This window comes from Segatella copri (assembly GCF_003465495.1).
In the GTDB taxonomy this organism is placed as follows: Bacteria; Bacteroidota; Bacteroidia; order Bacteroidales; family Bacteroidaceae; genus Prevotella; species Prevotella copri_G.
The window spans coordinates 81,943-96,488 of record NZ_QSAV01000003.1; the positions used below are offsets into that span (position 1 = coordinate 81,943).

Sequence of the window (14,546 nt, forward strand, 5' to 3'; positions counted from 1 at the left end):
ATGATTGGACTTAGAAGAAACAAACGTGGAGATATGGTGCTCACCATCGATAGCTATATAGATATCGACTCGACACCGGACATCCAGCCCGACTACTTCGATTGTATTTACATCAATACGAAGAGTGAGCGTGCGTTCCATGCTATACTGTATGGAGCCAGTCCAATCTTATCGTGGAAATGTAGCTACAAACCGATATTCGTCAATACGGCGTTATCGGGAAAGGAACAGATCATCGACTATATCATCGATGCCTATGTGAGCGACATGAACAATGAAAAGGTATACGAGATTATTGACAAAATCAAGCTGGCAAGACAGAAGTTTGGTGTAAAAAGCGAAACAAGCCGTCCTACACAGCCTAACCAGCTCTTTGCCAATATTCTGAGATACCTGCTCTCAAGAGACCAGCGAATCATGGGACACCGACTGCTGGAGAAATCGTCTTTGGGATATATCAACCCAATCTTCGAGCACTATCACAGTATGGGTCTCTTCCATCTCAACGAGATGTTCATGTTCATCGACTCTATGGTGGAGTTTGGTTCACTGCGCATTCACCGTTTCCTGCTCAAGGAGCATCTATGCCCTAAGTGCAACCACTCTCACCTGCTCTATACAGAGTGCTGTCCGAAGTGCGGAAGTTCGAACCTGAAGATTCAGAACATCATCCACCACTTCAGCTGCGCCAACGTATCGCCAGAGAGCAGCTACAATGTGGGCGGTATGCTCATCTGTCCGAAGTGTCACAAGAAACTGCGCCACATCGGTGTTGACTATGACAGACCAGCCGTGGTATATACCTGCAACGACTGCGAGAACTCATTTACCTCGCCTATCACCAAGTCAACCTGCTGCTACTGCCAGAGCACCTATCCGGTAAACGCCCTGGTGCCACGAGACGTTGTGGACTACGAGATAACGGAAGAAGGAATCAGAGCACTGACAAGTGGCAATATCATGTTCAACAACATGGCGAACATCTATGATAACTTCATGGAATATTACCTGCTGATAAACCGACTGCGACGCCAGCTGATGGAAACCTACCGCAAGGATGAACTCTCGGTCATGGTAGGCAAGATATGGATTATAGATGATAACAAGGATACCGTAAAGATAAAGGAAAGCATACAGGGCAAGCTCTGTAGAATCTTCTCCAATCACAAGGTGTCTTACAACAACAATATCTTCTACGTATCCTCTACCCTCTATGAGCAGGGAGAAACGGTGGAAGAGGCTCAGCAGAAATTGAGCAAGGAGATGTCGGTAGCCATCAGAAAGGTGGCCGACTCGATTGAACCGGACGAGATTATCTGCAGCATGCTGGAAACCAAGACGAAGACCATCGCCAACAACTATGACGAGTTCTTCAACAAACTGCAATATGTGGACATGACTCCAGACGACTACTGCCGCTACTCAGAGGAACCTCTGATGAAGGAAGAAGAGAAAGAGGTGAAGCCGCAGGAAGAGCTGCTTGATACGGAGCCGAAGGAAGATGAAAACGACAAGATACAGAAGCGCATCGTACTCTACAAGAAACTCGTTGCCATCCTTGTCACCATCGCAGGTATACTCATAATCATGGCCCTCTTGGCGCTCACCGTGCTGAGATAAGCCATCAAGAAGAAAGGGAAAAGCGTATGTTTAGCATAGCAGAACATCTGAACGATTTCTTCGACTGGATCAGCACGCTATCGTTTAGCAGTATCGTGAATACCTTCTGGTTCCTCTTCTTCATCGAGATGCCAAGATATTATATTCTGGAATATCTCGTAATCGGAAACCGACTGATGAAGAGAAACCGGATAGATAAAGAGAAAGAATATGCCAAGTACTTCCTGTACCGCGAGAATCCACTCGTAAGCATCCTCGTACCGGGAAAGAACGAAGGCAAACATATATTCAAAATGGTGAACTCGCTGGCTGAGCAAACCTACCGCAACTACGAAATTATCGTGGTAGACGATGGTAGCGACGACGACACCAAACTGATTTGTAACGACCTCTACCGAGCCGGGTATATCACCCACTACCTGAGGTTGGATACAAGAGGCGGTAAAGCTGCCGCCAGCAACTATGGAGCCCAGATGGCAAGAGGCAAATACATCGTATGTCTGGATGCCGACTCTTCTCTAGACCGTGATGCACTGGAGAAGATTCTACTCCCCTTCTACATCGATGGAATGGTAAAGGGCGTAGGAGGATGTGTGAAAGTGCGCAACTATAAGGAAACCATCTGCTCATCGCTGCAGGCTTTCGAATACCTGAAGCGAATACAGGTGGGACGTATCGTAACCAGCGAACTGGGTATCTACCACATCATTTCGGGAGCATTCGGAGCCTTCGAAAGAAAGACGCTGAAGGAAGTGGGCTATTGGGACATAGGACCGGGACTGGACGGTGACCTGACACAGAAGATCCGCAAAGCCGGATATAAAGTGAAATTTGCCGAAGATGCCATCTGTATGACCAATGTGCCTACCAAATGGTACAAGCTGTATCATCAGCGCATCAGATGGTCGCGCTCGCTCGTGAGATTCCGTCTCCGCAAGCATGCCGACATTCTGCTGCCTACAAAGAACTGGAGTATCCTTAACTGGTTATCCAACATGGAGAGTGTGGTTTTCGACTGCTTCCTCAATTTTCTGTGGTTGTGGTATATCATCAAGCTCGCCATCACGTTTAACACGCACATCATTGAAGTGCTGGCACTGGGCTACTTTATCAGAGTATGCTTCTCACAGCTTGCCTTCATCCTGGTGCTGATGGTTTCAGAAAGAAAGAAAGACGTGTGGTTCCTTTACAGATACCTGCCACTGATGTCGCCTTATACAGGTTATTTCCTGCGTATCGCCCGCCTGTCGGCTCATCTGCAAGAGATCTTCTTCCGACGTTCTTACAAGGACGCCTGGAACCCTGAGAAGACTTCGCGCTATGCTCAGCTCGAAGGAATCTAAAAGATCCGAGTTACTTGCTGTAACGTACATACAGCAGGGAGCTCCCAATAAAAGAAACAACATTATAAAACATAAACAGAATATAGTATATGGTAAACAAGTCTTTTGAGTTTAAGATTGGAGTAATAGGATTGGGGTATGTTGGTACTCCACTAGCATGCTTATTCTCAAAGAAATATGATACATGGGGGTATGACATCAAAGCTGAAAAGGTAGCCAAGCTAGCCAAAAGTACAATGACAGACAACAAAACTGTATGCAAGGCATTGGAACAGGGACTGAAACTGACCAGCAATATTGATGACCTGAAGAAGTGTAACGTGTATATCATAGCTGTACCGACACCGGTGAACAAATCGAACAAACCAGACATCAGTTGCGTGCGAAATGCTACAGCTGAGGTTGGCAGGATTCTGAAAGAAGGTGATATCGTAGTCTACGAGAGTACCGTTTACCCAGGTCTGACAGAAGAGGTCTGCGCTCCATTACTGGCATCTACATCAGGATTGAAGTTAAACCAGAGTTTCTTTGTAGGCTTCTCGCCAGAGCGCATCAACCCGGGCGATACTGTTCATACCATCGAGAACATCGTGAAGGTTACCAGCGGTTCTACACCCGAAGCAGCAGCTATCATCGACAGTCTCTATGCTTCAGTACTTACCCATGGCACCTACAAGGCGAAAAGTATCAAAATAGCAGAGGCATGTAAACTGATGGAGAACTGCCAGAGAGACGTGCAGATAGCCTTCTTCAATGAGATGGAAAAGATTTTCGACAAGATGAACATCAACATTGAAGACGTAACGGCGGCAGCAAGCACAAAATGGAACTTCATACCAGCTACTCCAGGACTCGTTGGCGGCCACTGCATCGCGGTAGACCCATACTACCTGATTAACAAGGCACAGGAGGTTGACGTGGTACCATCGCTGCTCTCTACAGCCCGCGAGGTTAACGAGCAGATGGCGGTATGGATGGCAGGAAAGATTAAGAATGCATCTGAAAGCAGAAAGTTCAAGGCTCCGGAGACTAATGTGCTGATTCTCGGCTTCTCGTTCAAGCCAGACAGCGATGATATCAGAAACACAAAAGTAGCCGATCTCTATATCAACCTGGTAGGAGCAGGTTACAAAACCACACTCTACGATCCATTGGTAGACGCAAAGGAAGTAAAAGAAGAATATAACATCAAGGTGACAGATGATCCTAAAGTTCTGGAAAAAGAGTATCAGATTGTGGTAATCGGTACTCATCACAAGATGTTCGACAGTATCAACATGAACAATCTAATCACTGATAAAGGATTCATGTGCGACATCTACGGCATTCACAAGCCAAGAAACTAGATCTTCAAGATCGGAAAGAACCTATATAATAAACCAGTGAAAAATGGAAAAGAACAAAGTGCTAATCGTCGATGATATTTCAGAGAATATTAAAACTATTTCTGAAATGATAAAGGACTTTGACATCGACGTGAAAACTGCAAATGGCGGAAAAGAAGCCATTGAACTGATTGACTCATTCAAGCCGGACGTGATACTGCTCGACTTGATGATGCCACATGTAAATGGGTGGGACGTAATAGACCATGTACGCTCTAAATACTCGAAAAGTGAAATGGTCATCATCGTGGTTTCCCTGTTAAGCAACAAGGATAATGTGGATGAATGCTACGAGCTTGGAGTAAACGACTACATCACGAAGCCTATCATCAAAGCCCGTCTCACCAGCTCGCTAGATGCTCATCTAAGCAGTCTTGCAAGAGGCTAAAGTGCCTCTTGCAAGATTACTTCTGCATGAGCTATGCGATCACTAGTAGGAGGATCTATGCCTTCCAGTGGGTAGGCAATACCTAGTTTCTCATACTTGTAGATACCCATCGTATGATAAGGTAAGACATCTATTTGCTCAATGTTTGAGAGTGTAGAAAGAAAATCGCGCAGCTGATAGAGGTATTCATCCTTGTCGGTAATACCTGGAATCAGGACGTGACGAATCCATACTGGTTTGTGTATCTCGCTTAAATAACGTGCACAATCCAGTATGTTTACATTAGAATGGCGGGTGAGTTTACGATGCTCTTCATCGTTGATATGCTTGATATCAAGAAGAACAGTATCGGTAACGGCCATCAGACGCTCGAATTTATCGAAGAAAGCACCCTCTTTTCGGAAGGGTTGCGCTGATGTATCAAGACAAGTGTTGATGCCACGCTGATGGGCTTTCTCGAAAAGTTCGATGAGAAAGTCTATCTGCATCAGGGCTTCTCCACCACTTACGGTGATGCCACCCTTGTCTCCCCAATAACTCTTGAATCTCTCTGCCTTGTCCAAAAGGTCATCGGCACTCCACTCCTCTCCTACTCCCATCTTCCAAGAATCCGGGTTGTGGCAGAACTGGCAGCGCATCGGACACCCCTGCAGGAAAATCAAAAATCTGATGCCTGGTCCATCTACAGAACCAAAGCTCTCTATGCTGTGTACAAATCCTTTATGCATAACAATTAAGCTAAAAATGCCCGCTAAATATCCTCGGAAAGAAAATCTAGCGGGCAATATTTATTCTTCTAATTGATTAGAGTCTCTCGTGAGCCTGACGAGCGATTACGTCGAGCTGCTGCTCACGTGTCAAGTCGATAAACTTAACAGCGTAACCACTCACACGGATTGTGAAGTTCTGGTACTCTTCCTTCTCTGGGTGCTCCATCGCATCCTTGAGCTTGTCGATACCGAATACGTTCACGTTCAGGTGGTGAGAACCCTGGTTGAAGTAACCATCCAATACACCTACCAATGTCTGGGCACGCTCCTCATCGTTGTGACCGAGAGCACCTGGACTGATGGTCTGAGTATTAGAGATACCATCGAGAGCATACTCGTATGGCAACTTAGCTACTGAGTTCAATGAAGCCAAAAGACCGTTCTTCTCTGCACCGTAAGATGGGTTAGCACCTGGAGCCAATGGAGCACCGGCTGGACGACCATCAGGCATGTTGCTGGTGTACTTACCGTATACTACATTTGATGTGATAGTCAGGATAGATGTAGTAGGCTCTGAATTGCGGTATGTATGATGCTTCTTGATCATGTTCATGAAGGTCTTGAGCAACCATACTGCAATCTCATCAGCACGCTCATCATCGTTACCGTAACGTGGGAAGTCACCCTCGGTCTTGAAGCTGAGAGGGAAACCGGTCTCATCACGGACGATGTTTACCTTGGCATACTTGATAGCTGAGATAGAGTCAACCACGTGGCTGAAACCAGCGATACCTGTAGCGAAAGTACGACGAACATCTGTATCGATGAGCGCCAACTCTGCTGCCTCGTAGAAGTACTTATCGTGCATGTAGTGGATGAGGTTCAATGTCTTCACATAAACGCCAGCCAACCAGTCCATCATATCCATGAAACGTGGCATGAACTCCTCGTATGTCAACACATCACCCTCAACGGCGCGATACTTAGGACCGCACTGCTCGCGTGTCTTTGAATCAACACCGCCAGATACAGCGTAGGTCAAGCACTTAGCCAAGTTGGCACGTGCACCGAAGAACTGCATCTCCTTACCTGTCTGTGTAGCAGATACACAGCAGCAGATGCTATAGTCGTCACCCCAAACTGGGCGCATTACGTCATCGTTCTCATACTGGATAGAACTTGTCTTTACAGAAATCAGAGAAGCGTAGTGCTTGAATGCCTTTGGCAAGCGAGAGCTATAGAGTACAGTGAGGTTTGGCTCTGGTGAAGGACCCATGTTCTCCAATGTATGGAGGAAACGGTAATCGTTCTTGGTAACCATTGAGCGGCCATCCTGACCCATACCACCTACTTCGAGAGTAGCCCAAACTGGGTCGCCGGTGAAGAGCTCGTTGTAAGAAGGAATACGGGCGAACTTAACCATACGGAACTTCATAACCAAGTGGTCGATGAGCTCCTGAGCCTCATCCTCGGTAAGAGTACCCTCGTTCAAGTCGCGCTGGATATAGATGTCGAGGAATGTAGAGATACGGCCTACAGACATCGCAGCACCATTCTGAGTCTTCACAGCTCCGAGGTAACCGAAGTACAACCACTGAACAGCCTCACGAGCGTTCTTAGCTGGCTGGCTGATATCGTAGCCATACAACTGAGCCATCTCCTTCAAGCCCTTGAGCGCCTTGATCTGCATAGAAACCTCTTCACGAAGACGGATAACGTCGTCGATCATCTCACGGTCGCCCATGTTTGCGAGGTCGTTCTTCTTCTCCTCAATGAGGAAGTCGATACCATAGAGGGCTACACGACGGTAGTCACCTACGATACGTCCACGACCGTATGTATCAGGAAGACCGGTAAGAATGTGGTTATGGCGAACGAGCTTCATCTCTGGAGTATAAGCATCGAATACGCCATCATTATGAGTTTTGCAATACTTGTGGAAGATTTCGTGGAGCTTCTCAGATGGCTGATAGCCATATGTTGTACAAGCCTGCTCCGCCATCTTGATACCACCATATGGCATGAAGGCACGCTTCAGAGGCTTATCAGTCTGAAGACCTACCACTTTCTCCAAATCCTTGGTACCCTCACCAATATAGGCAGCACCATAAGCTGTCAATCCTGAAACGATTTCTGTTTCCATATCAAGCACACCACCCTTGGCGCGCTCCTCCTTCTGGAGTTCCTTCAACATACCCCAAAGGGTGTTAGTTGCCTGAGTAGGTTCTGCAAGGAACGACTCATCGCCGTCATAACAAGTGTAGTTGTTCTGAATGAAATCACGAAGATTCACTTCACTCTGCCACATGTTTCCTTTGAAACCTCTCCATTCTGTTTTTATCATTTTAATACTTTTTTATAAAGTTAATAATTATATATTTTGCACACACTATCTATTTTGAGTTGGTTTTACACCTATTTATATATAGTAAAATAAAAAAGCCCGAACACGTTTGTGCCCGGGTTTTTAAGCACCTTTATCTGAAGGTGCGTATATCATGATGTTCTCGTTCTTGCCGACAGCATCTGTTTTTCCTATATTTCCTAAGTTAATTCCCACTATTAATTTCATGTCTTTTAAATTCATTATTTGTAATTGGCTTGCAACAGTTTTGCAATGCGGATGCAAAATTACAACAATAAAATGAGAAAAGAGAAGAAAACCAGAACTTTCTTCTCTTTTCTATGCAAAATCATCATTTATGAGTATCATTCTACTGATTCTCAAAATAATGATTGAGATTTTCCATGAATAATCCGAAACACTTGTCATGAATCTGACGTGTCATGGTAACAGGGTTCTCCGCATTCAGGATGGTACCGCTCATTGCCACACCGATGCCCAAATCTGCAAGCGGATCTATATCGTCTGGGGTCAAACCTCCGATGGCCACCATAGGCAGAGAGATTTTATTCTCCCTCATCTGCTCAATAATCTGGCGATAACCTTCTATACCCAACACCGGAGAGAGTTTCTCCTTGGTAGTAGTATAGCGGAACGGACCGCAACCGATATAGTCAGCCCCCTGTTCATGCAAACGGCGAATATCATCAAATGTATTGGCTGTTCCTCCGATAATGAATTCATCACCCAGGAGCTTACGGGCCTCATCAACCGGCATATCATTCTTTCCAAGATGCACACCATCTATCTGTAACTTCTTCACCAGTTCTACACGGTCGTCGAGAATAAAGGTTGCACCGGCACCCTCGCAAGCCAACTTTAACTTACGGGCAATAGGCTCAACCTCTTCATCGGTAGCCCCCTTCATGCGAAGCTGAACCCAATCACATCCTCCGATAAGTGCCAGATAGGCACCTTCGAGATAAGAGAAGCGCTCGTTCTGATGCGTGATAAACTGAAAGCTCGTCTGAAAATGAGCTAATGCTAAAGACTTGTTCATACGTACTATAAAATATAAATTCGCTTGCAAAGGTACTACATTCACACGACAAAATCCTACAATTTACCTTTTTTAAACTTCGTCATTTGGAAATGGGCGGTCTGCCTTGATGGCTTTTAAAGAAGAAGGATATTTTATTTTGTTTTTTTATACATTCCTATGCATTTATATGAATTCTTTTCCGTACCTTTGCACTCAAAATACAAAACATTACTTTTTATGTTGACAGATATTGAAATAGCTAAATCAGTAAAAATGCGCCCTATCAATGAAGTGGCAGCAGAACTTGGAATCCATGAAGACCAAGTGGAAAACTACGGCCGTTACATCGCTAAGATTACTACGGACAAGATTGACACCAACAAGTTTAAGAATCACCATCTCATCCTTGTGACAGCTATCAGCCCTACAAAGGCTGGTAATGGTAAGACTACGGTATCTGTAGGTCTCGCATTGGGCATGCAGAAGATTGGCAAGAAGTCAGTCGTAGCCTTGCGCGAACCATCTCTCGGTCCATGCTTTGGCATGAAGGGTGGCGCAGCAGGTGGCGGTTATGCCCAGCTCGTACCAATGGATAAGATCAACCTCCACTTCACCGGCGATTTCCATGCCATCACAGAGGCCAACAACATGATCTCTGCCCTTCTGGACAATTACCGTTTCCAGCACGAAGCAGAGGGTTTCAAACTCAAGAAGATTCTTTGGCGTCGCGTCATGGATGTGAACGATAGAGGTTTGCGCCGCATCATCACCGGTATAGGAGATAAGAACGGCATCGAGACAGAGTCTGGTTTCGATATTACGCCAGCTTCTGAGATTATGGCTATCATGTGTTTCGCAACAAGCATTGATGATCTTCGTCGCCGTATCGATAATATCCTTCTGGGCATCACCGAGGACGACAAGCCATTTACCGTAAAGGATATGGGTGTAGGTGGCAGTATCGTAGCTCTCCTTCTCGATGCTTTGAAGCCAAATCTGGTTCAGACAACAGAGGGTACACCAGCATTTGTTCATTGCGGTCCTTTTGCCAACATTGCTCATGGCTGCAATTCCGTCATGGCTACAGCTGCTGCTCTTGAGTATGGCGACTATGCTATTACAGAGGCAGGATTCGGTGCAGATCTCGGTGCAGAGAAGTTCTATGACATCAAATGCCGCAAGACAGGTTTGCAACCAGACCTCACTGTTCTCGTTGTTACCCTCCAGGCGTTGAAGATGCATGGTGGTGTAGCTCTGGAAGATATCAAGAAACCAAACATCGCTGGTATGAAAGCCGGTTACTGGAACCTCGACAAGCACGTAAAGAACCTGCAGAGCTTTGGTCAGACTGTAGTGATTGCATTCAATAAGTTTGCAACCGATACAGATGAAGAAATTGAAGTATTGCGCAAGCATTGCGAGGAGATGGGTTGCGGTTTCGCCGTAAACAGCGCCTTTGCCGAAGGCGGAAACGGTGCCATTGAACTTGCCAACCTCGTAGTGAAGACCATTGATGAGCGTCCATCAGCCCCTCTCTATTTTGCATACGATGATAACGATAGTGTTGAGGAGAAGATAGAAAAGGTTGCATTCAATCTTTACGGAGCAGGCAGCGTGACATTGAGCGATTCTGCCAAAGCGATGATTGAAGAGATCAAGAAGCTGGGTGCTGAAAAGTTCCCTATCTGTATTGCCAAGACTCAGTACAGTTTCTCTACCGATGCCAAGGCATACGGTCCTACAGAAGGTTTCGAACTCCACGTTCGCGACATCACCGTAAATATGGGTGCCGAGATGGTTGTAGTCATCGCTGGTCCTATCATGCGTATGCCGGGCTTACCAAAGAGCCCACAGGCTGAGCGCATTGATGTAGTAAACGGTGAGATTACAGGTCTTTCTTAAAGCACTACAGATTTCACAGATTCTTATAAAAAAGCCCAGGGCGTGATGTCCTGGGCTTTTTCATTTATCTCATACTGAATTCGCAACCACAATATAACTGATTATAGAATTCATTGATTCTCAAGAGTTCACCTCGGCGATTCTGCAAACCGCCCTTCCGCCAATTCATATCCCACCATTCTACATCAGGATAAGCCTCAACAGCAAGATGACCGGCAGTATCTATCTGTCTGATATTCTTCCAGCGCGAAGATGCCAACGTGGTAGTAAGAAGGTGAAAACCATGCTCCTGCGCATACTTGGCTGCATGAGAGAGGCGGAACTGAAAGCAGACAGAACAACGGCTGCCACGTTCGGGCTCATCCTCTAAACCCTTGATAACAGAAAGCCATTCCTCATGGTCATACTCATCCTCTACATAAGGTACATTCTGGGCTTCCAGAAATCGTTTCAGTTCATGTTTACGGACATCATACTCCTGCTGAGGATAGATATTGCTGTTACTGAAATATACAGTAGGCTTCATACCATTACGAAGCATACATTCTACGATAGCCGCCGAACAAGGTGCACAACAAGCATGCAACAAGACAGCCTGACCTTCAGCCTTGCTTCCATCCGGGAGAGTAAGTTTTACGTATTTATATTGTTCTTCTACAGGAATCTTCATTGTTTTCAATGTTAAATGTAAAATTAAAATGTGAACAGCTACTTCTGATGTGAAGTATTTTCGCCTTGCTTCAAAAAACAAATGGAGTACAATCTCACGACACCCCCCATTTGCCCAAATATATGCGAAAACTAGTGCAAAGGTACAACATTTATTCGAACCACCAAATTTTTAACACGTTTTTTTCACCACAATGGTTCAAACAGCTAATATTTAACTGTATTTTAACACTTAAACACCAGTTTCGGTATCTTTAAGAACTATAAATCACGTTTCAGCGTGATAACTGTCAGTTCAGGCCATGCGCCTAGGCGGAAAGGGAAAGAACCACCAATACCCGATGATACATAGAGCATCTGCTCACCAATGCGGTAAGCTCCGCCCCACTCTTTGAAAGCCATGCGGGCAGGCGTCCATTTACCTATTTTCAATTGTCCGGCATGCGTATGTCCCGCCAGAGTAAGTTGTATCTTCTTACCAACTACTTCTCTGCGCCAATGGTGAGGATCATGACTCAAGAGGATTTTAAACATATCAGGTTTCAACCCCTTCATCGCTTTCTTCAGATTACTGCGATTGGTGAAAGGAGGCTGACCGGGATTCTCTACGCCTATTACAGCGATAGATGCCATACCATGACTCACCACATGATGTTCGTTCATCAGCTGATGCCACCCCAGACTTTCCTGATATCCATAGAGCATACGGCGGTTTCTCTTCAAAGCACCGATAGAATGATTGTTGCCATATTCGCAATAATCATGATTTCCCCAGATAGAATAGATGCCATCTGACGCATGAAGCTGCCTCAGCGTATCCAGATAAGGCTCCACTTCGCTGGCTTGGTTATTGACCAGATCGCCCGTAAAGAGAATCATATCGGGTTCTTCATTGTTGGTCGCATCCACCACCTTCTGCACGAAATCATTGCCGGGAGGAAACGAACCGAGATGAAAGTCGGTAATCTGTACCAGACGGTAACCATCAAAATAAGGTGGCAAATCGGGCGAGGTAAAGGTTATATGTTTCAGTTCTAACCGCTTCCAACCCTCTATAAAGCCGAAGGCAAACCACCCCATTACACCCAAAGCAGGAATCAGAGCAAAGAACCAAGGAAGAAATGCATCGAACAGGATGAAGACAACCTTAGGGAATGCCGAGAAAAGTATGGTAGTAAAGAGTACACGGACTGACAACTTATGGAAGAACCCCATCTGCAACCCCACTTCGGCAAGAACAAGTAACAACGAGGGAACCCACCATAAGATGGCTAGCAGCAAAGGCCACTCACTCACCCCGATGTGCCAAAGCCAGAAGTCGGGCAGGAATGCCAGAACCGACATGACTACTATATAGAATATGGATCTTAATACTTTTTTTAATACCTTCTTCATTGTTTTTCTTTATAACTGGGTACAAAGGTACGATAATTCATAGACAATACAAAATAAATTTAAATATATTTTCAATGTTTTGTTATTTGAGAAGATTGCAGTATCTTTGCATAAGATTTGCTGCACTCGGCAATCTGAAAGTAAACTTTCATTGCACTCGATTGCAAAATCTTTGCAAAAGAAAAATTAAATAAAATGGCACGACGACTAAGAAAAAAACGCATAGCAATCATATTGCTTACCTTTACAGCAATCGTAGGATGGACTACACACAGCTGTGTATCTCGCTGTACATCAGCATCAGACAAGAACAAGGCGGCAGATTCGCTCCCTAAGGTTCATATCAACGATTCCATCTCAAATGCACTGACTGAGGGGAAGGAATATCATGAGATGGACTCGGTAATAGAAAGGTATCTCAAGAGATGGGAAATCAATGGAGCCCAACTCGTCATCACCCGCAATGACTCGCTACTCTATGCCCGCGGATTCGGAATGGCGGATAAGGAGCGAGGCATCAGAATGGAGCCTAACATGCTGATGCGCTTCGCCTCGGTATCGAAACTGATTACAGCCGTAGGTATCATGAAATTGCAGGAGATGAAGAAACTCAAGCTGAACGAGAAGGTGTTTGGCGAAAAGGGAATCCTGCGCGATACCGTTTACAACAACAGTATCAAGGACAAGCGCTATTACGACATCACCGTAGAACAGTTGCTGCGCCATCAGGCAGGTTTCAACAATTATGCCGGCGACCCGGTATCTTCCACCCGCTACATCATGATGCAGAACCATCTCAAAACGCCACCTGATCACCCTACCCTGCTCAAGATTCTCTTGAAGCGCCACTTGGGCTATACTCCTGGCGAAGGCAAATGCTACAGTAATCTGGGCTACATGATTCTCTCCATGATTATAGAAAAGAAGAGCGGAATGAAATATGAAAACTTCATGCAGAAGTATGTGCTCCAGCCTGCCGGATGCTACGACATGCACATTGCCGGCACTTACTTAAAGGACCGCCGCCCTAACGAGACGAAGTACTACATGCACCAGGGCAGCATCCCTGTGTATGAATACAACAACAGTGGACGACTGGTAGAGAAATGCTATGGAGATACCGACCTCCCTCGCCTTTCAGGTGCAGGTGCCTGGTGTGGTTCGACTGCAGAGTTGAGCCGCTTTATTGCCAGCATCGACGGTTTGCCACATGTCAAGGATATCCTCAGCAAGAAGAGCATCGAGTTTATGACGCGCGAGCAGGCTGACCACCAATACTCTATCGGCTGGAACTATACACCAAAGAGCAACAAACCATGGATTCGTACCGGTTCGCTGGCTGGCACATCAGCCATCGTCCTGAAATATCCGGATAACCAATGCTGGATTCTCATCACGAACACATCCACCTGGAAGGGACATGGTTTCTCTAACGATACAATGGCTTTCTTCGAGAAACTGAGAAAGAAATATATGGCAAACATGCCAAAGAAAGACTTGTTCTTATAAAACCAGAAAGAGGGTGAATCATTTACTTATGATTCACCCTCTTTTTATATTAATGATATGTTGTCTGAAAAGATAATATATGTTGTTAGAAAATATAACATAAGTTTTTGAGATAGTTAGTATCTCCGGTCGCACAACAGCTGTTGTGCGCTTGCATAACAGCTGATATGCACATGCACAACACCTGTTGTGCATGCGTTAGCCAACTGTTATGCGCCAACTATTATCTAAACTTTCTT

Annotated in this window: 11 protein-coding genes; 6 read left to right on the forward strand and 5 right to left on the reverse strand. The window is 45.4% G+C overall.

The window, feature by feature from the left end:
- The 4 genes from DWV53_RS01500 (at position 1) to DWV53_RS01515 (ending at position 4,736) form a co-directional block, all read left to right on the forward strand.
- Entirely contained in the window at positions 1 to 1,620 is a 1,620-nt protein-coding gene (locus DWV53_RS01500; protein ID WP_147468717.1) for a hypothetical protein, read from the forward strand.
- A 26-nt stretch (positions 1,621 to 1,646) separates the two neighbouring features.
- Complete coding sequence (locus DWV53_RS01505; RefSeq protein WP_118151159.1) at positions 1,647 to 2,963, forward strand: glycosyltransferase family 2 protein; 1,317 nt, start codon at positions 1,647 to 1,649, stop codon at positions 2,961 to 2,963.
- Positions 2,964 to 3,052: 89 nt separating this feature from the next.
- Positions 3,053 to 4,309, forward strand: coding sequence for a nucleotide sugar dehydrogenase (locus DWV53_RS01510; RefSeq protein WP_118151161.1), 1,257 nt, complete (start codon positions 3,053 to 3,055; stop codon positions 4,307 to 4,309).
- A 43-nt stretch (positions 4,310 to 4,352) separates the two neighbouring features.
- Positions 4,353 to 4,736, forward strand: coding sequence for a response regulator (locus tag DWV53_RS01515; RefSeq protein ID WP_118151163.1), 384 nt, complete (start codon positions 4,353 to 4,355; stop codon positions 4,734 to 4,736).
- On the opposite strand, the gene pflA is transcribed toward DWV53_RS01515, so the two are convergent.
- The 3 genes from pflA to DWV53_RS01530 all read right to left on the reverse strand — a co-directional run bounded on the left by pflA (position 4,733) and on the right by DWV53_RS01530 (position 8,850).
- Positions 4,733 to 5,464, reverse strand: coding sequence for a pyruvate formate-lyase-activating protein (pflA, locus tag DWV53_RS01520; protein ID WP_118151165.1), 732 nt, complete (start codon positions 5,462 to 5,464; stop codon positions 4,733 to 4,735). The two genes, DWV53_RS01515 and pflA, sit on opposite strands and share 4 nt — an antisense overlap.
- A gap of 76 nt (positions 5,465 to 5,540) precedes the next feature.
- Complete coding sequence (gene pflB, locus DWV53_RS01525) at positions 5,541 to 7,787, reverse strand: formate C-acetyltransferase (protein ID WP_117692712.1); 2,247 nt, start codon at positions 7,785 to 7,787, stop codon at positions 5,541 to 5,543.
- 373 nt (positions 7,788 to 8,160) lie between these two features.
- Positions 8,161 to 8,850 carry a thiamine phosphate synthase gene (locus DWV53_RS01530; protein WP_118151167.1) on the reverse strand — a complete coding sequence of 230 codons (690 nt, stop codon included), beginning with the start codon at positions 8,848 to 8,850 and terminating at the stop codon, positions 8,161 to 8,163.
- 219 nt (positions 8,851 to 9,069) lie between these two features.
- Here DWV53_RS01530 and DWV53_RS01535 point away from each other — a divergent pair, with 219 nt between their 5' ends.
- Positions 9,070 to 10,734 carry a formate--tetrahydrofolate ligase gene (locus DWV53_RS01535; protein WP_118151169.1) on the forward strand — a complete coding sequence of 555 codons (1,665 nt, stop codon included), beginning with the start codon at positions 9,070 to 9,072 and terminating at the stop codon, positions 10,732 to 10,734.
- A gap of 64 nt (positions 10,735 to 10,798) precedes the next feature.
- Here the strand turns inward: DWV53_RS01535 and DWV53_RS01540 are convergent, their stop codons facing one another.
- Together DWV53_RS01540 and DWV53_RS01545 are read right to left on the reverse strand one after the other, a co-directional pair.
- Entirely contained in the window at positions 10,799 to 11,404 is a 606-nt protein-coding gene (locus DWV53_RS01540) for an epoxyqueuosine reductase QueH (protein WP_117692588.1), read from the reverse strand.
- 260 nt (positions 11,405 to 11,664) lie between these two features.
- On the reverse strand, positions 11,665 to 12,798 hold the full coding sequence (locus tag DWV53_RS01545; RefSeq protein WP_117692590.1) for a metallophosphoesterase: 1,134 nt from the start codon (positions 12,796 to 12,798) through the stop codon (positions 11,665 to 11,667).
- Between the two features lie 195 nt (positions 12,799 to 12,993).
- On the opposite strand from DWV53_RS01545, the gene DWV53_RS01550 reads away from it, so the two are divergent.
- A complete protein-coding gene (locus tag DWV53_RS01550) occupies positions 12,994 to 14,307 on the forward strand; it encodes a serine hydrolase domain-containing protein (RefSeq protein WP_118151183.1) in 1,314 nt (437 codons plus the stop codon).
- Positions 14,308 to 14,546: the final 239 nt, after the last annotated feature.